General features: G+C 54.3%; 21 protein-coding genes. 6 read left to right on the top strand and 15 right to left on the bottom strand.

Annotated features, from left to right (window positions below):
- Nucleotides 1-5 precede the first annotated feature (5 nt).
- Nucleotides 6-476, top strand: coding sequence for a helix-turn-helix domain-containing protein (locus B5F17_RS08240; protein WP_087372864.1), 471 nt, complete (start codon nucleotides 6-8; stop codon nucleotides 474-476).
- A 186-nt stretch (nucleotides 477-662) separates the two neighbouring features.
- A complete protein-coding gene (locus B5F17_RS14855; protein ID WP_162608125.1) occupies nucleotides 663-809 on the top strand; it encodes a GIY-YIG nuclease family protein in 147 nt (48 codons plus the stop codon).
- Nucleotides 810-1,152: 343 nt separating this feature from the next.
- On the opposite strand, the gene B5F17_RS08235 is transcribed toward B5F17_RS14855, so the two are convergent.
- Both B5F17_RS08235 and B5F17_RS08230 read right to left on the bottom strand, forming a co-directional pair.
- Complete coding sequence (locus B5F17_RS08235; RefSeq protein WP_162608124.1) at nucleotides 1,153-2,046, bottom strand: tyrosine-type recombinase/integrase; 894 nt, start codon at nucleotides 2,044-2,046, stop codon at nucleotides 1,153-1,155.
- A 129-nt stretch (nucleotides 2,047-2,175) separates the two neighbouring features.
- Nucleotides 2,176-2,925 carry a YebC/PmpR family DNA-binding transcriptional regulator gene (locus B5F17_RS08230; protein ID WP_087372962.1) on the bottom strand — a complete coding sequence of 250 codons (750 nt, stop codon included), beginning with the start codon at nucleotides 2,923-2,925 and terminating at the stop codon, nucleotides 2,176-2,178.
- Nucleotides 2,926-3,078: 153 nt separating this feature from the next.
- Between B5F17_RS08230 and B5F17_RS15230 the strand changes: the two genes are divergently transcribed.
- Nucleotides 3,079-3,213 (top strand): hypothetical protein, encoded by a 135-nt coding sequence (locus B5F17_RS15230; RefSeq protein ID WP_016147784.1) that lies wholly within the window; start codon nucleotides 3,079-3,081, stop codon nucleotides 3,211-3,213.
- Nucleotides 3,214-3,270: 57 nt separating this feature from the next.
- Here B5F17_RS15230 and B5F17_RS08225 read toward each other — a convergent pair whose 3' ends face one another.
- The 8 genes from B5F17_RS08225 to B5F17_RS08190 all read right to left on the bottom strand — a co-directional run bounded on the left by B5F17_RS08225 (nucleotide 3,271) and on the right by B5F17_RS08190 (nucleotide 10,413).
- The gene (locus tag B5F17_RS08225; RefSeq protein WP_242968728.1) at nucleotides 3,271-3,678 is read right to left on the bottom strand and encodes a Mini-ribonuclease 3; all 408 of its coding nucleotides are present in this window, start codon (nucleotides 3,676-3,678) and stop codon (nucleotides 3,271-3,273) included.
- A 109-nt stretch (nucleotides 3,679-3,787) separates the two neighbouring features.
- On the bottom strand, nucleotides 3,788-4,714 hold the full coding sequence (locus B5F17_RS08220) for an RnfABCDGE type electron transport complex subunit B (protein WP_087372857.1): 927 nt from the start codon (nucleotides 4,712-4,714) through the stop codon (nucleotides 3,788-3,790).
- 21 nt (nucleotides 4,715-4,735) lie between these two features.
- The gene (rsxA, locus tag B5F17_RS08215; RefSeq protein WP_016147787.1) at nucleotides 4,736-5,353 is read right to left on the bottom strand and encodes an electron transport complex subunit RsxA; all 618 of its coding nucleotides are present in this window, start codon (nucleotides 5,351-5,353) and stop codon (nucleotides 4,736-4,738) included.
- Entirely contained in the window at nucleotides 5,354-5,974 is a 621-nt protein-coding gene (rsxE, locus tag B5F17_RS08210; protein WP_016147788.1) for an electron transport complex subunit RsxE, read from the bottom strand.
- A gap of 19 nt (nucleotides 5,975-5,993) precedes the next feature.
- A complete protein-coding gene (locus tag B5F17_RS08205; protein ID WP_016147789.1) occupies nucleotides 5,994-6,602 on the bottom strand; it encodes an RnfABCDGE type electron transport complex subunit G in 609 nt (202 codons plus the stop codon).
- Between the two features lie 2 nt (nucleotides 6,603-6,604).
- Nucleotides 6,605-7,603, bottom strand: coding sequence for an RnfABCDGE type electron transport complex subunit D (locus B5F17_RS08200; protein ID WP_016147790.1), 999 nt, complete (start codon nucleotides 7,601-7,603; stop codon nucleotides 6,605-6,607).
- Between the two features lie 14 nt (nucleotides 7,604-7,617).
- Nucleotides 7,618-8,994 (bottom strand): electron transport complex subunit RsxC, encoded by a 1,377-nt coding sequence (gene rsxC, locus B5F17_RS08195; RefSeq protein WP_087372854.1) that lies wholly within the window; start codon nucleotides 8,992-8,994, stop codon nucleotides 7,618-7,620.
- Nucleotides 8,995-9,387: 393 nt separating this feature from the next.
- Nucleotides 9,388-10,413, bottom strand: a complete 1,026-nt coding sequence (locus B5F17_RS08190; RefSeq protein ID WP_016147792.1) for an ATP-binding protein — start codon at nucleotides 10,411-10,413, stop codon at nucleotides 9,388-9,390.
- Nucleotides 10,414-10,711: 298 nt separating this feature from the next.
- Here B5F17_RS08190 and gap point away from each other — a divergent pair, with 298 nt between their 5' ends.
- Complete coding sequence (gap, locus tag B5F17_RS08185; protein WP_087372851.1) at nucleotides 10,712-11,740, top strand: type I glyceraldehyde-3-phosphate dehydrogenase; 1,029 nt, start codon at nucleotides 10,712-10,714, stop codon at nucleotides 11,738-11,740.
- Nucleotides 11,741-11,866: 126 nt separating this feature from the next.
- The gene (locus B5F17_RS08180; protein ID WP_087372848.1) at nucleotides 11,867-12,991 is read left to right on the top strand and encodes an SLC13 family permease; all 1,125 of its coding nucleotides are present in this window, start codon (nucleotides 11,867-11,869) and stop codon (nucleotides 12,989-12,991) included.
- A gap of 38 nt (nucleotides 12,992-13,029) precedes the next feature.
- Here B5F17_RS08180 and B5F17_RS08175 read toward each other — a convergent pair whose 3' ends face one another.
- On the bottom strand, nucleotides 13,030-13,257 hold the full coding sequence (locus tag B5F17_RS08175; RefSeq protein ID WP_016147795.1) for a helix-turn-helix domain-containing protein: 228 nt from the start codon (nucleotides 13,255-13,257) through the stop codon (nucleotides 13,030-13,032).
- A 153-nt stretch (nucleotides 13,258-13,410) separates the two neighbouring features.
- Here B5F17_RS08175 and B5F17_RS08170 point away from each other — a divergent pair, with 153 nt between their 5' ends.
- Nucleotides 13,411-13,920 (top strand): OB-fold protein, encoded by a 510-nt coding sequence (locus B5F17_RS08170; protein WP_162608123.1) that lies wholly within the window; start codon nucleotides 13,411-13,413, stop codon nucleotides 13,918-13,920.
- Nucleotides 13,921-13,976: 56 nt separating this feature from the next.
- On the opposite strand, the gene B5F17_RS08165 is transcribed toward B5F17_RS08170, so the two are convergent.
- The 4 genes from B5F17_RS08165 to B5F17_RS08150 all read right to left on the bottom strand — a co-directional run bounded on the left by B5F17_RS08165 (nucleotide 13,977) and on the right by B5F17_RS08150 (nucleotide 18,220).
- Nucleotides 13,977-14,891, bottom strand: coding sequence for an asparaginase (locus tag B5F17_RS08165; protein WP_016147797.1), 915 nt, complete (start codon nucleotides 14,889-14,891; stop codon nucleotides 13,977-13,979).
- 34 nt (nucleotides 14,892-14,925) lie between these two features.
- Nucleotides 14,926-16,071, bottom strand: a complete 1,146-nt coding sequence (locus tag B5F17_RS08160) for an iron-containing alcohol dehydrogenase (RefSeq protein WP_087372843.1) — start codon at nucleotides 16,069-16,071, stop codon at nucleotides 14,926-14,928.
- Nucleotides 16,072-16,675: 604 nt separating this feature from the next.
- Nucleotides 16,676-17,224, bottom strand: coding sequence for a M48 family metallopeptidase (locus tag B5F17_RS08155; RefSeq protein ID WP_087372841.1), 549 nt, complete (start codon nucleotides 17,222-17,224; stop codon nucleotides 16,676-16,678).
- A gap of 66 nt (nucleotides 17,225-17,290) precedes the next feature.
- Complete coding sequence (locus B5F17_RS08150) at nucleotides 17,291-18,220, bottom strand: zinc dependent phospholipase C family protein (RefSeq protein ID WP_078689084.1); 930 nt, start codon at nucleotides 18,218-18,220, stop codon at nucleotides 17,291-17,293.
- Between the last annotated feature and the right edge of the window lie 171 nt (nucleotides 18,221-18,391).

Raw genomic sequence — 18,391 nt, 5'->3', positions numbered from 1 at the left:
CCATTATGCCGACCACCGTCCCCAACCAACGAATGGTGCGCGTTCATCGTGAGCGCGTTACCTCAGACTTTCTCGGTATCAAAAACGAAAACTGGCAAGCAGCGTCTCGTGAACTTGGCGCTCATGCTTTGCGATTATATCTCTATCTCGCAGCCAACGCAGACAACTACACATTTGCCCTGTCTCCTGCCGCACTTGCGCGTGATATTGGTATGCCTCGCTCCACCTATCACGATCAATTCCACAAATTAGTTGATCTTGGCTACCTTGTCCAAACAAACGGGAATACATATGACTTCTATGAAGTACCACGGCGCTCGGAAAACAGTATGACCTCCGACGGACAGAATAGTTCCAATAGCGAACAGATTGATCCGCCAGAAAATATAGAAATAAATAAAAATACAAAAATAGATATAATAAATACTGTACAGGAGCAAAATATTGCTCCTGTACACAACAAGTTCGTGTTTTAAGGAGAAAAAATATGACAATAGATAAAATGATTTCTAATATTGAAGCAATTATGGATTAGACTTTGCATGACCGAGATGTTCAAAATTATAGCGAATTAATGTACGCAGCATACAACCTATGGGCATTGCTGTATTATGATATGAATTGTGAATATCCATCCCACGAGCCACCAAAGGAGGATACCTTTGACTTTTGAAGAAAAGATGTACCAATCTTTGAAGCGCAAGGGGTTATCCGCAAAATTTGAGCATCCCGGCATTTACTGCATCCTTTTGGATGGCACGCCCGTTTATATCGGTAAGAGCCTCAATATGCTCCGACGCATGGCATAGCACTATGTTCAAATGGCAAACCCCAAAGAGCACAAATATAAAATACTCACTCAGGCTACGCAGCGTGGTCATACAATCCGATTCTCGGTATTGTATTCCACTACAACAAGCCCACAACATACACTGAAAGAAAAACTTGGCGAGCGGGAGGGATATTTTATCCGCGCCCTACGCCCTCCGCTCAACTATCAGATACCCAAATCAGATAACTGGAAATCTTACGATATAAACCCCATTGCGCAGACAATTTCACTGACTGATCTACTGGAAAGAGGCAACCGCATTTGATACGATTGCCTCCCGCTCGTTTTGTCAAACCTCGTCGGTATTCATTATGCAACGACTAGAGATTCATCAAAACGCTATTTTGTTTTGCAATTTGGATAATATCATTGTCTCGCAAACTGTTCAAATAAGTCTGTGTAATTTGAATGTTCTCGTGCCCCAATAGTCGAGAAATGGTATAGAGGTCAGTTCCCATTTTAATCTGCTGCTGCGCAAAGAAATGGCGGCAAGTGTGAGGCGATACGCGGATACCTTCAATACCCGTTCCGTAGCGTTTTATGATGTGTTCTACCGCGCTATTGGTCAGCTGTCGCCCGTGAAAGGATAAAAAGTAATAATCATCGGTATTCTTTAGTGCAAAATACTCTACTGATACAATATCATATTTCATGAATGCCTTCCGCAGGATAGGTGTGATAGGCACGACCCTTTGCTTATGATTCTTACCGTTTATAATAATAAAATCTTCATGTATATCCGACTTCTGAATACAGCATAACTCCCAGCACCGTATCCCTGTCTCAAATAAGGCTGTCAGAACCGCTGTATCGCGCACATGGATAAAATCATATCCTTTACAGGATTGAAGCATAGAACGCACATGAGCGGGCGTAAAGGCTCTAATAACCGCTTTATCTTGCTTGCACCACTTGAAGTTTTTCTTCGTGTTAAAGCCGCCGTATCCTTCATCAAAACAGTACTGAATAAACGACTTTACCACTTTCAGAAGACCGTTGATATAGCTGCCCTTTCTCCCCTTACTACTCATGTACAGCGAGAATTGCCGTACCACTGCAAGTGACAAATCTTCTACCTCTTGGGTATGTGCTTCTTCCTCACAAAAACGCAAAAAGAGATTGAGGTTATTCCGATAACTCCGAATTGTCTTCGGCGTAAACTTTCTAACCTCAATCTCTATTAAATACTCTCTTATGGCGGTGCTGATTTTCATAATTTTCCTCCTCTTGTATTTCACAATTGAAGGATAGACGTATGTCACAAGAAATCCAACGTATATCATAATAAATCTCTGATTCGTTGAATTTTTTGCTGTTTACCTCAAAAATCAGCGTGTTTTACATTAGCCCTCGTACTCGTCTTCGTTTTCCCAGTTGTGCCAAACAGACTGTACGTCGTCGTTGTCCTCGAGGTTATCGAGCAGCTTGCGCATCTTCTCCATATCCTCAGCAGACTCCAGACGGATGTAGTTCTGCGGAACCATCTCGATCTCGGCCTCGATGAAGGTCAGGCCCTGGCCCTCGAGTGCCTCACGAACGGTACCGAAATCAGTGGGAGAGGTGTAAATGGTGAAGGTCTGCTCGTCGGCCTGGAAGTCCTCAGCACCGGCATCCAGTGCCAGCATCATAACCTCGTCCTCGTCCTTGTCGAGCTCTTCACGGTCAACGATCATAACGCCCTTCTGGTCGAACTGCCAGCCGACACAGCCGGTTGCGCCCATGCCTGCGCCGAACTTATCGAGCAGGTGACGCACATCAGCTGCGGTACGGTTACGGTTATCGGTCAGAGTCTCGACGATAACAGCGACACCGCCAACGCCGTAGCCCTCGTAGTTGATTGCCTCGTAATCGACGTTGCCATTTGCGCCCGAGTACTTGTCAAGCATACGCTTGATGTTGTCGTTGGGCATGTTGTTTGCCTTTGCCTTTGCGATGACGTCGCGCAGGCGGCCATTGATATCGGGATTGGGCGAGCCGCCTTCCTTGATGGCGATCGCCATTTCACGGCCGATCTTGGTGAAGATCTTGGCCTTCTTTGCATCATTTGCGCCCTTACGCTTGGCAATATTATGCCACTTGGAATGTCCGGACATTGTATCGATACGCTCCTTATTCATGTAATGTTATCCTTTAGGATTTTATCAAATATTTGGATGCTATGCAAGGGTTCCGGCAAAAAATTATTGCATAATCCGGTAAGAAGCCGCCCATACTACGGGTGAACCAATCGAAAAGAGGTGATTTTGATGTCTAAGAATCCTAAGGCAGCAAACCAGAAGTCCAGCCAGCAGTCCACGCAGAAGAAGACCGAGTCCTGCACCAATCAGAACGGTATGTCTTCTTCCAACCAGAACGGCATGAATTCTTCTAACTGCCGATAACGTGAAAGAGAGCCCGCGCGGTGTGCATCCGTGCAGACCGTGTGGGCTCTCGATTACTTATGCTTTGGGCTGTGCAATGACGTCATAGAGCGCGTTGATGCGCTCATAGCGGCCTTTGAGGTACAGCCAGCCGAACAGGGCTTCGAGCGCGGTAGCGTACGCGTACTCGGCCTTGGACGCGGCCTTGGGCACGCCGTGCACCTTGGTATTGCGCGCGCGGCGGAAGACGTCGGACTCCTCCTCGGTCAGCATCGGCAGAATCTTCTGCGCCGCTTCGTACTGTGCCGAGGCGCGCACGAGCGCGACCGTATGGCTGTGCAGATTGCGTGCGGTGGTCAGTCCCCCGGTGACCAGGCGGCCGCGCGTCAGAAGCTCATAGACGCAGTCACCGACATGTGCCAGTGCGAGCGAGGACAGACGGCCAATATCGGCGTCGTCCATGGTAAAATGCAGGTAATCGTTCAAATTCCATGCCCTCCTTTGGGTCGTTACCATTATACCGTATCCCAGGGCAAAAAGAAAGAGGTCTGCCGCAGCAGACCTCTTTTCACTTTGCAGATTTCAGGGACGAAAATTACTCGCCCTTGGGTGCCTCTGCTGCCGGAGCAGCCTCAGCAGCCTTGGCTTCAGCCGTAGCCTGTGCCGCAGCTCTAGCCTTCTCGGCCTGTGCCTTCATCATGGCATCGAACTTTTCCTTCTCTTCCTTGGTCGGGATGGGTTCGATTGCATTCTTCGGGCAAGCCTTGGTGCACATCTTGCAGTTCTTGCACTTGTCATAGTCGATGACTGCGACGTTGTTGACTACATGGATGGCATCGAACTTACAGGTCTTTTCGCACTTCATGCAGCCGATGCAGGCATTGGTGCAGACCTTCATTGCCTGAGCGCCCTTGTCGTGGTTCATGCAGTTGACGTGAACCTTCTTGGACTTGGGAACCAGATCAATGAGCTTCTTCGGGCAAGCAGCAACGCACTTGCCGCAGGCAACGCACTTCTCAGCATCTACGACAGCCTTGCCGTCTACGATGTGGATGGCATCAAATGCACATTCCTTTACACAGGAGCCCAGACCCATGCAGCCGAATGCACATTCCTTGGGGCCGTTTGCAACGCGCATTGCAGCGTTGCAGTCCTGAAGACCCTCGTACTTTGCCTTGTCGATCGCATTGCAGCCACCGTTACAGTGAACGTGTGCGACCTTGGGCTCAGCGGTGTCCGCCTCAACGCCCATAACCTCAGCGATCTTGGCAGCAGCCGCAGCGCCGCCGACCGGGCAGCCGTTAACCGGAGCCTTGCCCTCAACGATTGCAGCAGCCAGACCGTCACAGCCCGGGTAACCGCAGCCGCCGCAGTTTGCACCCGGCAGGCAGTCACGCACGAGCGGTACGCGCTCGTCGACCTCGACGGCGAACACTCTCGCCGCGATACCGAGCAGCAGCGCGAACACGACGCCCATGACGAACAGCACGAGCACCGCGGAAACAATATTCATAGTATCCATTATTCTCGATTCCTCCCTCGCTTACTTGAAGACCTGCAGGCCGGAGAAGCCCATAAAGGACATAGCCAGCAGAGCAGCGGAAACCAGCGCAATCGGGAAGCCCTCGAAGCACTTGGGGCACTTGGAGGTCAGATCCAGACGCTCACGGATGGAGGCGAACAGAACGATCGCCAGCGTGTAGCCGACACCAGCGGCAACGCCGTAAACAACCGAGCCGATGAAGGAGTATCCGTTGTCGATGTTGCTGATTGCAGCACCCAGTACGGCGCAGTTGGTGGTGATCAGAGGCAGGAAGATGCCGAGCGCGGAGTACAGCGCAGGCATGGACTTCTTCATGAACATCTCAACGAACTGTACGAGCGTTGCGATAACCAGGATAAATGCAATGGTCTGCATGTAGCCCAGGTTCAGGGGGTCCAGGATGAAGTACTGGACAGCCCACGATACAGCCGAAGCCAGCGCCATGACGAAGATAACCGCCATGCCCATGCCGACTGCGGTATCGGTCTTCTTGGATACGCCGAAGAACGAGCAGCAGCCAAGGAACTGAACCAGGATGTAGTTATTGACCAGGATCGCGGCGATTGCCAGCGACAGAATATCGGTCAGGCCCATAGAAGCAGGTAATGCAATAGACATTTACTTGCCCTCCTTTCCGGACATGATCTTCTGAATTGCAGCCAGGATAAAGCCCATGACCAGGAAGCCGCCTGCGGGCAGGATCATCATGGTTGCAGGATAGTCCACCAGGCCGGGGATCTGGATGCCCTTGTCGCCGATGATACCAGCAGCGATGGTGCCAGCGCCCAGCAGCTCACGGAAGAAGCCCATGAGTACCAGAGCGAAGGTGAAGCCCAGACCCATGCATACGCCGTCGAGCGCAGAGGGCAGAACCTTGTTCTTAGAAGCATATGCTTCTGCACGGCCGAGAATGATACAGTTTACAACGATCAGAGGCAGGAACAGACCGAGGGAAGCTGCCAGAGACGGGATGTATGCGTTGAGCAGCATCTGAATCAGGGTAACAAAAGTTGCGATGATGGAGATGAATGCTGCAATACGGATCTTATCCGGGATGAACTTACGCAGCAGCGAGATAACCACGTTCGAGCAGATCAGAACGACGGTTGCCGCCGCGCCCATGCCGATTGCGTTGGACAGCGAGGTGGTCGTTGCCAGCGCAGGGCACAGACCGATGGTCTGCATGAATACCGGGTTGTCGAGAAGGACGCCGGCTTTCAAACGTTCTGTAAATTTCATAGTGTGCTAGCCCTCCTTCTTAACCCAGCGTCGCAACGTATGCGGCTGCGGTGTTGACGCCGTCGGTGACAGCGCGCGAGGTGATGGTCGAACCGGTGATGGCGTTGATGGTACCGCCGTCCTTGGTAACCTGCAGCTGACCGTCAGCCGGCTGGCCCTGGTACTGCTTGATCCACTCAGGATCGGTCTGGGACTTTGCGCCGAGGCCCGGGGTCTCGCCGTGTGCGGTGACCTTTGCACCTGCTACGGTGCCGTCGGTGCTGATACCAACGATCATGGTCAGCTCACCGCCGAAGCCCTTGGGGTTGACCTGTACGCAGTAGCCTGCGTCCTGGCCATCAACGGTTGCCTTGTAAACGCCGGAGATGGCAGCAGCCGAACGGCCTGCCGGCAGGGTAACGCCTGCGGCTGCGACGTCCTCTGCGCTCAGAACGACGCCGAGGTCTTCAAACTCTGCGCCCGGAATGATCTCTTCCATTGCAGCGTTACGGGTGTTAATGTCATTCTGCTCGATGAGCGGCGCGGTAACCTGATTGACTACGCCCAGAAGCAGTGCACAGACAAAGGTGATCAGGCCCAGTACAACGATCAGGCGGCCAATGCCTTCGCCCTTTTTGGTTTCGCTCATAATTACTTGGCCTCCTTCTTATCCAGTGCATAGCCGAACTTGCGCGGATGCGTCTTCTTGTCGATGACCCAAACGAGCGTGTTCATCAGCAGGATGGAATACGATACGCCCTCCGGCAGACCGCCGAAGTAACGGATGAATACGGTCAGCAGGCCGCAGCCAACGCCGAAGATAATCTGACCCTTCGGGGTGACCGGGCTGGTAACGTAGTCGGTTGCCATGAAGATGGCGCCCAGCATCAGACCGCCGGACAGCACCTGGCTGAGCATCCACTCGAAGTGACCCTGTCCGCCGAGCGGGAAGATAAAGGTCAGAACAGCAACGGTCAGGATGTACGCGGCCGGAATGTTGATGGAGATAACCTTTCTCCATACCAGATATGCGCCGCCGATGATGAGGGCGAGTGCCGAGGTCTCACCGATAACGCCGCCGGTCTGGCCGAGGAACAGGTCGAGGAAGTTTGCGTCAGGCAGTGCACCGTTCTTAAGCTGTGCAAGAGGGGTAGCGGTCGAGATCGCATCGGTAACGGTCACGTTGCCGAACAGCGGGAGCTCTGCGCCTGCGCGGGTCCAGGTGGTCATGAGTGCCGGCCAGGAAGCCATCATAAATGCACGGCCAGCCAGTGCCGGGTTCATGAAGTTCTTGCCGATACCGCCGAACAGCATCTTAACGATGATGACGGAGAACGCACCGCCGATGACCGGCATCCAGATGGGCGCCGAAACCGGTACGTTGAAGGCAAGCAGGATGCCCGTAACGACAGCGGACAGGTCGCCGGTCGTGCCCGGCTGGTGGAGCAGCTTGTTGTACAGCCACTCAAAGAAAACACAGGAAATAACGGTTGCCACCGTGATCACCAGCGCACGTGCGCCGAAGGTGATGACAGCCACGACCAGTGCGGGAAGCAGGGCCAGGCACACATCAGCCATCAGGCTTCTGGTATCATCGGCCGCCTTGATATGCGGCGAGGAGGTGACAACGACTTTGCTCAGATCATACATCAGTTTTTACCCCCTTACTTCTTCTCGGCTTCAGCCTTCGCCTTTTCAGCGTCAGCCTTTGCCTTCTCAGCCGCACGCTTGGCCTGGATCTTGCTCTTGGTCAGGCGGAACTGTGCAACCAGCGGAATACGAGCCGGGCAGACGTATGCGCAGGAACCGCACTCGATGCAGTCCATTGCACCGCACTTGACGCTCTCGTCGAGGTCGTTTGCCTTGCCGTAAACATTCATGTAAATGGGCAGCAGGTGCATGGGGCATGCCTCGATGCACTTACCGCAGCGGATGCACTGCGGATCGGCAACGCGCTTGTCCTCGTCCTCGCAGAATGCCAGGAATGCGTTGGTGCCCTTGAAGACCGGGATTTCCAGAGAGAACTGTGCAACACCCATCATCGGGCCGCCCATGAGCAGCTTGTTCGGTGCAGCCTTGAAGCCGCCGCAAGCGTCGATCAGCTTCTCAACCGGCGTACCGATGCGAACCTCGAGGTTCTTGGGGGTCGCAACTGCCGAACCGGAAACGGTGACGATACGGCGAACGACCGGCATACCGGTGGTAAAGCGGCGATAGATTGCGCCGGTGGTGTCCACGTTAAATACTGCGCAGCCTGCGTCAGCCGGCAGCTTGCCCGACGGTACTTCACGACCGGTGCAGGCATTGATGAGCTGCTTCTCTGCGCCCTGCGGGTACTTACACTTGAGCGGATACAGATGCAGACGCGGATCGTCCTTAATCAGTTCCTCGATCTTGGCGAACGTGTCCTGCTTGTTGATCTCGATGCCGATGATACCGGTCTGCGCACCGATGATGTCACACAGCATCTTCAGGCCGCCGACAACCTCTTCGGGACGCTCGAGGAGCAGACGATGGTCGCTCGTGATGTAAGGCTCACACTCGGCAGCGTTTACGATAACCGTATCCGCAACACCGATGGCACCCTTAATCTTGACGTGGGTCGGGAACGTTGCACCGCCATGACCGACCATACCAGCCGTCCAGATGAGGTTGATGCGCTCATCATTGGTCATGGATGCGAAATCGTAGGGATGCACCGACTCATGCAGGCGATCCTCGCCGTCATTCTCGATGACGATGGACATGACCTTGCTGCCGTTGGGATGCAGACGCGGCTCTACCGCGACGACCTTACCGGAAACGGTCGCATGAACCGGAGCGCTGACGAAACCGCCGGCTTCCGCGATCATCTGACCCATGTCAACGATGTCACCCTTCTTTACAATCGGCTTGGCCGGAGCGCCGATGTGCATGGATACCGGCAGGATTACCTGCTCGGGAGCGGGCATCGCCTCGATGGGCTTGGTGTTTGTTGCAGCCTTAAATCCGGGGTCAGAATGTGTGCCCGGATGAATGCCGCCACGAAACGTGTACACCATTAAGATTCACCTCTCCAAATATTTTGTGTACTTCCACGGGCGTGCAGGCCGGAAATGCCACCGGCTCGCACGCCCGTTTCGTTTGCTTTACCTCTCCATCCCCCGACAATGCGCGGAATCCGAGAAGATGATATCTCGTAATATCACAACTTAGATTATACTAAGAAAACCCCATAAGAATCAACTGTTTTAATCAAAAAACTTCAATAAAATACCGTGGTTTACCCCCTCAAAGTGTTAACCACGGCAAACAATTCGTCAATTTTCACAAGAATGCCGCAAAAAATCGCCTTCCGGCCTGTTCGCAGCCCTCCAAATAAAAAATCCCGCATCCGTACCGAATGCAGGATTGAATCCGTGTATACGCACAAAACTTCATGCTGTGCCCATTGATTACAGGACAGAGAGTTCGGTTTCCTCGAGCGGGTAGCCGTCCTCGACGAACTTCGGCGCGCGCAGAATGGCCGGGTCTTCGGGCAGATCGTCCGCAATCGTCACGCGCACGGCCTTGCCCTCGGGTGCACCGACCAGAGACACGCCGCCGCCGTGACGCATGGCAATCTCGCACACGGTCGGCAGTCCCAGACCGGGCGTATGTCCCTCGATGACCGGCGGCAGTCCGCTTGCCGTGCCCACACGCGCACTGGCTGTGCACAGCGCCTGGAACGCTTCCTCAGACAGCACCATACCATCGTCGGCCACCTCAAACCAGACGTGTCCGGGTGCACCGCCCCAGCGCACGGTGATCTGACTGACACCGGGTGCCAAAATCGCATTGGTTAATAGATGATAGAGCGCCATGCGGATGCCGTCCATCTCGCACACTGCGGTCAGATATCGGCCTTCCAGCTCGATCGGGATGGTCGTGCAGCGCGCGGCAAAGCGTACCGTGTCCGCGCACAGTGCACCGATCTCACAGCGCTGCATGGTGCGCGGCAGCGTGGTTCTGCCGTCGAGCTGCTCAATCTCATGCAGCAGACGGCACATGCGCAGCACCGACTTCTGCCGTGCACGCGGCTCGTCCAGTGCTAAAACGGACAGCGCCGCTCGCAGCCTCTGTTCTACCAGCTGGTCGCGCAGCAGCGGACCGGTCTGTGTTTCGGGTTCTATATATATGAGATGACCTTCCGGTCCCGGACAGATGGTAATGGTCACCGTGTGCCCGTCGATCACGTCGCGCGTGCGCATGGTCTCCCCGCGCGCGATGGCGATACGCACCGTGCGCGCAGCCAGCTCACCGAGCACCTCGTAGATCGGCCGCAGCGCGGGCTGACCCAGCAGATCTTCCGCCCGGTCGGTCTGCGCAATAATGCGCCCGGCATCGTCCACCCGGACAAACGCACGGTCGGAGGCATCGAGCGCGTCGAGCATCTGCCGGACAGACCATTCCTGCCCATCCAGAAAATCTCTGAAATCCATATCCAGTTTTCCTCCAAGATTTTTGGCATCCCGCGCACCGCACAAAAATAAAAGGTCATTTTTGTGCAACTTGAATATGCGCATTTTATGCACTATTTTTGCGTAATATTTGGGTAAATTGATTACGTTGATACTATTATAACACGGGCGCTGTGTAGTTTGCAAAGAATATCCTGGAATTTGGCGGCCAAATTTGACAAATCTTTCACATAACAGGGATTGCGAAAAGTCGGGGGTGTGTTGTATAATAATTTCGGCAATGTTGAATACTTGGATTGTTAATAGGAGGAATATTGCAATGGCTATCAAAGTAGGTATCAACGGTTTTGGCCGCATCGGTCGTATGGTTTTCCGCGCTGGTCTGAAGAACCCGAACATCGAGTTCGTCGCAGTTAACGATCCCTTCATGACCCCCGACTACATGGCATACATGCTCAAGTATGACACCATGCATGGTCGTTACGACGGCACCATCGAGTACACCGACGACGCTATCATCGTTGACGGCAAGAAGGTTCAGTTCTTCGCTGAGATGGACCCCAAGAACATTCCGTGGGGCAAGGTTGGCGCTGACTACGTGGTTGAGTCCACCGGCGTTTTCCTGACCAAGGAGAAGGCTCAGGCTCACATCGACGGCGGTGCTAAGAAGGTTATCATGTCTGCTCCTTCCAAGGACGACACCCCGATGTTCGTTATGGGTGTTAACCAGGACGCTTACACCAAGGACATGACCTTCGTTTCCAACGCTTCCTGCACCACCAACTGCCTGGCTCCGATCGCTAAGGTTCTGGACGAGGCATTCGGCATCACCGAGGGCCTGATGACCACCGTTCACTCTGCTACCGGCACCCAGAAGGTTGTTGACGGCCCGTCCAAGAAGGACTGGCGCGGCGGCCGTGCTGCTACCGGCAACATCATCCCGTCTTCCACTGGTGCTGCTAAGGCTGTTGGCAAGGTTTACCCGAAGCTGAACGGCAAGCTGACCGGTATGTCCATGCGCGTTCCGACCCTGGACGTATCTGTTGTTGACCTGACCTGCAACCTGGCTAAGCCCGCTAAGTACGAGGACATCTGCGCTGCTATGAAGGCTGCTTCTGAGAAGCCGCTGTCTGAGGGCGGTCTGAAGGGCGTTCTGGGTTACACCGACGAGGACGTTGTTTCTTCCGACTTCCTGGGCGATCCCCGCACCTCGATCTTCGACGCTAAGGCTGGCATCCAGCTGACCGACACCTTCGTAAAGGTTGTTTCCTGGTACGACAACGAGTGGGGCTACTCCAACAAGCTGCTGATGCTCATCGAGCACATGGCTGAGGTTGACGCTAAGTAAGTTCCTCCCGACAATCGATTTTTCAAAAGGCGCTTCCGCTGGGAGCGCCTTTTTATCGTCTCTCTCCCCGGCGTACGCAAAAATCTGCCGGTCTGTCTCACTTTTTCATATCTTTCGGAGGCCTCCATGCGCTATCATTCCCTGCGCGCATTCGTCCACGGAGAACCGGTTCTGTCCGCCTCCTTGGTCTGCGCGGTCATCTCCATGTTTTTTGCGCCGCCTTCCGCGGCTTATCTTGGTTACATAGACACCCGCGTGCTCATCCTGCTGTTCTGCCTGATGGCAGTCGTGTCCGGTATGCAGAAATACGGTGTGTTCGACCTGCTCGCGCAAAAGCTGCTCGCCGGACGGCACGCGCTGCGCACCATCGTCCTGCTCCTGACCCTTCTGCCCTTCTTTACCTCCATGGCCATCACAAACGACGTCGCGCTCATCACCTTCGTCCCCTTCGCCATTCTGGTACTCGGTCTGGTCGGTCAGCGCGCGCTGCTCATCCCGGTCATCGTCCTGCAAACGGTCGCGGCAAACCTCGGCAGTATGGTCACACCGGTCGGCAACCCGCAAAACCTGTTCCTGTATGCCAGCTATGAGCTGTCTGCCGGTCAGTTCTTCGGCGTGGTTCTGCCCTTTGCACTGGTCAGTCTGGTCGGTGTCGCCGCACTGGCTCTGTGCCGCAAAAGCTGCACCCTGCAAGTCAGCTTTGCCGAACCCAAGCAGATCACCGACGACAAGCGCGTGACCTTCTTCGGTGTGCTGTTCATCCTGTGTCTGCTCACCGTCTTTCATGTCCTGCCCGACCTTGCCCTGCTCGGACTGGTCTGCCTGTCGCTGCTCCTGATCGACCGCGACATCTTCCGCCGCATCGATTACGGTCTGCTGCTGACCTTCGTGTGCTTCTTCCTGTTCGCGGGCAACATCGGCTCGCTGGACGGCGTGCGCACCAGCTTGCAGAACATTGTCAGCAGCTCTCCCCTGCTGGCATCCCTGGCTGCCAGCCAGATTATCAGTAACGTCCCGGCTGCCGTCCTGCTGCGCAGCTTCACCGAAAACTGGCAGGCACTGCTGCTCGGTGTCAACATCGGTGGTCTGGGTACGCCCATCGCTTCGCTGGCCAGCCTGATTTCGTTCCGCTTCTATGCGCACACGCCTGAGGCCAAACCCGGTCGTTATCTGGCCTGGTTCACCCTCATCAATGTTGTGGGACTGGTCATTCTGGTCGCACTGACTTGGGTGCTCGGATATCTTGGCTGACTTCATTGAAAAAGACGCTCCGCATGGAGCGTCTTTTTTCATGCCCGAAAGTCAAATAATTCTCTGGGGTTCAGTTCTAATACTTCGCATAAGCGAAAAATGACATCCAGCGAAACACCGACTGTCGCCAATTCGATCGCACTCATATGGCTCCGGTCAATGTCCAAAAGCTCTGCCAACTGCATCTGTGTATATCCACGATCTTTTCTGTAATACGCGATATTCAAACCCAGTTTTCGATAGGACTCTCGATAGTTTTTATCCATTTGACTCACCTCATAACGATAGTATGGGGAAAGCCTTTCTCATTAAACCTTTTATCACACATCTTTTGACTGTTGACACAAGTCATTATATGCGCTATGATAGAGAAAACTGAATTCAGGTTATTTCAAAAAGAAAAAGGAGCAGGGAATCTCATGAAAAACACAAATGAAAACACGCATAAAAAAGCCTGGTACAAAAAGTGGTGGGTCTGGGTCGTCATTGTGATCATCGCAGCCGCAATCGCTTCTTCCGGCGATTCGAATTCGGACAGTTCTGTAACCGAGCCACAGTCTACCGCATCCTCGGAATCTTCTGCAGCCAGTCAGCCCGCTGTCACAGAAGAGACTGCACTCGCTATTTCAGCAAAAGACCTGCTGGATGCTTACGACAACAACGAAGTCAATGCAGACAACCAGTATAAAGACAAATTATTGTCCGTTACCGGCGTCATTTCAGATATTGGTGTCGTTTTAGACCAAACTTACATCTGCATCAATGGCGGCGGAGACTTTGAAATTCTGTCCGTACAATGTTATTTTGCAGACGAAGCAGAAATCTCAGAAAAAGTAGCTGCACTGTCCAAAGGTGAGACCGTCACCATCACTGGCACTTGCAGCGGTCAATCGCTCAATGTAGAATTAAAGGACTGTATCATCGGTTAAAAACCTACAAAAAATCCCAGATCAAAACGATCCGGGATTTTTCTTTTCTATCAATATTAGATTTCACCGCACTGGATGGCCGCAATGGCATCCTCGATGGTACGATGACCGAGCGATACTGCGCCCATGGCCTCGGCACGCTTGCCAACCTCGTACTTATCCAGATTGACCGAGCCCGACAGGCACTGGGTGGTGACATAGACCTTGGTGCCGCTGTGGATGAGCTTCTGGACGACCTTTTCCAGACGAATCGGGATACCGCCCGAGCCATAGCCCTCAATAATGACCTTCTTATAGCGAGACAGGAAGGTGATAATGGACGGGTCTAGATCGGGTACCAGCTTGAGCAGCACGAAATCCGAGTCGATATCCTCGACAAACTCGGGCTCACCGCCCAGCTTGGGCACGATATCCAGACGAACGTTGCCCTCGCGGTCGATCGTACCGGCGAGCGGTGCGTTGATCGAGCGGAATGCGTTCATGCTCTCGCAGTCCACCTTGACCACGTGGTTGCCGCGGATAATCTGTCCGTGCAGCACGGCAGCGACACCAACATAACCCGCACGAATGACGCGGAACGCGTCGAGCAGGTTGCGCTCGGCATCCGAACCGGGCACGCCGATGGGCTTCTGCGCACCGGTCAGGATAACCGGCTTGTTGAGGTTGCGCAGCATGTGATAGAGCAGCGCCGACGTATAGCCCAGCGTATCGGTACCGTGTGCGATGACAAAGCCATCATACAGATCATAATTTTCACGGATGATACCGGCCAGCTTGACACGGTCTGCCGTTGTGATATCGGTCGAGTCGATGGAGAACGGATTCTCTACGACGACCTTGCAGATCTTGGGCAGCTCGGGTAAAAACTCGATCAGCTGCTCACCGGTCAGCGAGGGTGCCAGACCACGTCCGGTCTCACGACAGGCGAGCGTGCCGCCGGTCGCAATCATAAGTACATGTTTGAGTGACATAATGCGTTACTTCCTTCCGGAGAAAAATGCAAGTTTAGCGATAGCTGCGCGACAGAATGCCGATGACGTCATCCTTCGTCAGCTGCTTGGCATCGACGCGGAACAGACCGCCCATATCAGCGAATGCATGGTCGGCGTACTTGCCGAAATCACCGTTTTCCATGCCGTAATCGCTCATTTTCAGGTTATCGACACCGCACTGCTTTTGCAGTTCGGCCAGAGCCGCGACAAAATCACCGTCTGGGCGGCCGAGAGCGTGCGCCATGTGGGTAAACTTGTCGGCGCAAACGTCGGCGAACAGTTTATAGTATTCGAGCGAAATCATAATCAGACCAGCACCATGCGGCAGCTTGGGATGGAAGCCGGACATGGCATGCTCAATGGCGTGCTCAGACGTACAAGAGGACAGGCTCTCAACAAAACCGGCCAGGGTGTTCGCCAGCGCGACATCGGCGCGTGCTTCGGCATCCGAACCGTCCTGTACAGCACGGGGCAGCGACTTGCCAATCAGCTCAATCGCCTTGAGAGAATACATTTCGCTCACCGGGCTTGCGATGGTCGCCAGATAGCCCTCGCAGGCGTGGAACAGTGCATCAAATCCCTGATATGCGGTCAGGTGCGGCGGTACAGTCATCATAAAATCAGGATCGACGATGGACAGCGTCGGGAAGGTCTTGTCATTGCCGCCGCCAATCTTTTCCTCGCCGTTGGTAACGACCGTCCAGGGGTCGGCTTCCGTGCCCGTGCCCGCAGTCGTCGTAATCGCCACGATCGGCAGGGGCTGATTCTTGATCTTCTGACCCTTGCCCGATCCGCCGTAAACGTAGTCCCACCAATCGCCGTCGTTGGTGGCCATAACAGCCGCAGCCTTTGCGGTATCGATGGACGAGCCGCCGCCCAGACCAACGACAAAGGTACATTCCTGCTCGCGGGCGATGGCAGCGCACTCGCGCACGTTCTCGATGGTGGGATTGGGCTGTACATCGCGGTATACGGTCATCTCGTGACCGGCCTCGGCCAGTGCAGCGCAGACTTTATCAACATAGCCAAGCTTTGTGGTGGACGAACCGCCGGTGATCAGCAGACCGCGGCCTGCCGGCAGCGGTGCGCGGGACAGCTTCTTGACGCTGCCTGCACCGAAAAAGATGCGGGTCGGCATATAGTAACTGAAGTTTTTCATCGGAAGACTCCTTTTCAGACGCGTGGGTTTCAAAAGGTGGGCTGGTGATAAAAAACAGCCCGATACTATTATTATAACAGACTGCCGAGCGAATAAAAAGAGGGGCAAATGTAGAACTTAAACGGTTCTTTTTGTACAAAAATAAGCCCGAAAAGTCCTTGACGGTACCCTTATCCGGTGGTAATATAATACCAACAAAAGAAATGAGGTGAAAACAAAAGCTACTTACCATCTTCTCATTATTTGAAATCTTACTGAAAGGGGTGAGTCCCATGGTATCAGAAATTGAACAGGAGTTCCGTACCGCGCGGCTCGCCGGTGCCCACTAAGCCGAACAGCCGACGGAAACGACGTTCTCTGGGAGCATTCCGATGGGCATACTGATGAGTATGGCTCCGGCAGACTACGCGCCGATGGAAAGTTTTCGATAAAGACCCTGGCAGATAGGCCAAAGATCGAGGCGCTGCGGAGAAACGGAACAAAAGGGCACAATTGAATAGTTTGAAATAACAAGGGCTGCACGGGTGTGCAGCCCTTTTGGGAATCCCTCGTTTTCCATTACAAAGGGCGCACCGTTCCTCCTTCGGTGCGCTCTTTTTATGCCTTACCCCAGCGGGTGCGCACGCTCCCATGCACGCAGCTCCTTCCGACGCAAAACGAAGTCGGGCAGATAGCGCGTCCCCTCGGCGTAAAAGTCCGCGCTGTGATTTTTCTGACGGATGTGGGACAGTTCATGCACCACGATGTAATCGCGCAGCGCTTCGGGCAGCAGCATGACGCGAAAAGAATAGCAGATGCGGTTTTTAGCCGAGCAACTCCCCCACCGGGTCGCGGCTGCCGTGATGCGCACGCCGGTCGGCTGAACGCCCATGCGCGACGCCCAATGCGCCGTCCTGACCGGTAAATCCCGCTCGGCCTGTTCGGTGAGGTCGGCAATTTCATCCGCAGTCAGGATGTGCCGCTGCGCTGCCCGGGCGGTCTGCCGCGCGATCTGGGTCTGTACCCAGTCCTGATGCTGGTACAAGACCTGTTCGGCCTGCGCTTTGGTCAGTCTGCGTCCGCCGCGCACCTCGACCTGTCCCTGTGCATTCACCCGAATTTGGATGCTCTTGCGCTTTGAGCGGATGATGGTATAGGCAAACGGCAGAATCATAGGTGTTCTCCTCTTTCGGACAGACAAAAAGCCCGCTCCCAAGCGGGCTTTCTTTGATGTACAGATTTACGGTTTCTGTCTGCGGTAATTGCCGTTGTCGAACGGCTCATAGTACGACAGGTTGAGCATCCAGCCCGAGTCAAACTGTGCCGCGTAGCTGCTGGCAAGCTCAGCCGCCTTGTCCTTGGCCAGCTCAAACAGCTCGATGACGCTCTCGGTGCACACGACATCGGGATTCCACAGATTGCGCCACGGCGAATGCGACTCGTTGAGCGCATCCCACTGGGGCAGGCCGGTCTTGATGTGCGAGGTCAGCAGCGGACCCTTGCCCAGCAGTCGCTCGACCGTGCGTGCCGGTCGGCTCAGGCCGCGTCCACCCTGATAGAACAGCCGCTGGCAGGCCAGCATCTCGGCAAATGCCGGGCGCAGCTCGCTGGTCGGCACGTCCACGCGCAGCACGCAGCGAATGAGGTGGTGCAGGATGACCGACACGACCGCGATCTCCTGATCGTTCATCTGATAGGCTGCGGTGGGCAGGTGCAGGTGATCGCCCTTGTAGCGGTCATACAGTGCGCAGTCAATATCGGTCTCGATCTGGCAATGGATGGCCGAGGCATTTTCTCCGGGCATGGCGCGGATGCACTCATGCTCCTGATAATATACATAAGGATGAATGGTGCTGTCCAGTGCGTAATGGCACAGGAAGCCGTAAAAATAGGCGGATGCGATATCATGGCTTTCATCGGTCAAGCGGTTGACCGACTCGGCAAAGACCGTAAACAATGCGTCGGTGCGTTCCTCATGCAGCCGGTTGCCCAGCTTGTGCAGCGGACTGCCGGCGTATACCTTGTGGAAAAAGAGCGGGTCGGGCCCTTGCAGACCCCAGCGGAATACCGCAGGATGCAGAGCCGCAGCGCGCTGGGCAGCAGCCGGGAATACGGCAAGCGCCTGTTCGCCCAGCAGATCATGGGTCATAAAGTCCGCCATCTTCATCATTCCTTTCACACGATTTCTATGCATTCTATTATACAGGATGAAAGAGCGTACGGAAAGAGCGTGTGCAAAAAATAATGCATTTTTCCAAATATTCCCCGTTTCGCTCCGCCGTGCGCACCCGCAGTCTCCGACACCAGCTGAACTGTTTTGTCCGTGTTTTACAAATCCTTC

It is taken from the genome of Butyricicoccus pullicaecorum (assembly GCF_002160355.1).
Classification (GTDB): Bacteria; Bacillota; Clostridia; order Oscillospirales; family Butyricicoccaceae; genus Butyricicoccus; species Butyricicoccus pullicaecorum.
This window is presented reverse-complemented; position numbering and strand designations above follow the sequence as displayed.

Coding starts and splice junctions, on each gene's coding strand:
- rsxC (WP_087372854.1), bottom strand. CDS start 8,994: ATGGTGTACACGTTTCGTGGCGGCATTCATCCGGGCACACATTCTGAC.
- B5F17_RS08190 (WP_016147792.1), bottom strand. CDS start 10,413: ATGGATTTCAGAGATTTTCTGGATGGGCAGGAATGGTCTGTCCGGCAG.
- B5F17_RS08150 (WP_078689084.1), bottom strand. CDS start 18,220: ATGATGAAGATGGCGGACTTTATGACCCATGATCTGCTGGGCGAACAG.
- B5F17_RS08160 (WP_087372843.1), bottom strand. CDS start 16,071: ATGAAAAACTTCAGTTACTATATGCCGACCCGCATCTTTTTCGGTGCA.
- B5F17_RS08170 (WP_162608123.1), top strand. CDS start 13,411: ATGAAAAACACAAATGAAAACACGCATAAAAAAGCCTGGTACAAAAAG.
- rsxA (WP_016147787.1), bottom strand. CDS start 5,353: ATGTCTATTGCATTACCTGCTTCTATGGGCCTGACCGATATTCTGTCG.
- rsxE (WP_016147788.1), bottom strand. CDS start 5,974: ATGAAATTTACAGAACGTTTGAAAGCCGGCGTCCTTCTCGACAACCCG.
- B5F17_RS08205 (WP_016147789.1), bottom strand. CDS start 6,602: ATGAGCGAAACCAAAAAGGGCGAAGGCATTGGCCGCCTGATCGTTGTA.
- B5F17_RS08175 (WP_016147795.1), bottom strand. CDS start 13,257: ATGGATAAAAACTATCGAGAGTCCTATCGAAAACTGGGTTTGAATATC.
- B5F17_RS08155 (WP_087372841.1), bottom strand. CDS start 17,224: ATGATTCTGCCGTTTGCCTATACCATCATCCGCTCAAAGCGCAAGAGC.
- B5F17_RS08180 (WP_087372848.1), top strand. CDS start 11,867: ATGCGCTATCATTCCCTGCGCGCATTCGTCCACGGAGAACCGGTTCTG.
- B5F17_RS08200 (WP_016147790.1), bottom strand. CDS start 7,603: ATGTATGATCTGAGCAAAGTCGTTGTCACCTCCTCGCCGCATATCAAG.
- B5F17_RS08240 (WP_087372864.1), top strand. CDS start 6: ATGCCGACCACCGTCCCCAACCAACGAATGGTGCGCGTTCATCGTGAG.
- B5F17_RS08165 (WP_016147797.1), bottom strand. CDS start 14,891: ATGTCACTCAAACATGTACTTATGATTGCGACCGGCGGCACGCTCGCC.
- B5F17_RS08220 (WP_087372857.1), bottom strand. CDS start 4,714: ATGGATACTATGAATATTGTTTCCGCGGTGCTCGTGCTGTTCGTCATG.
- gap (WP_087372851.1), top strand. CDS start 10,712: ATGGCTATCAAAGTAGGTATCAACGGTTTTGGCCGCATCGGTCGTATG.
- B5F17_RS08230 (WP_087372962.1), bottom strand. CDS start 2,925: ATGTCCGGACATTCCAAGTGGCATAATATTGCCAAGCGTAAGGGCGCA.
- B5F17_RS08235 (WP_162608124.1), bottom strand. CDS start 2,046: ATGAAAATCAGCACCGCCATAAGAGAGTATTTAATAGAGATTGAGGTT.
- B5F17_RS15230 (WP_016147784.1), top strand. CDS start 3,079: ATGTCTAAGAATCCTAAGGCAGCAAACCAGAAGTCCAGCCAGCAGTCC.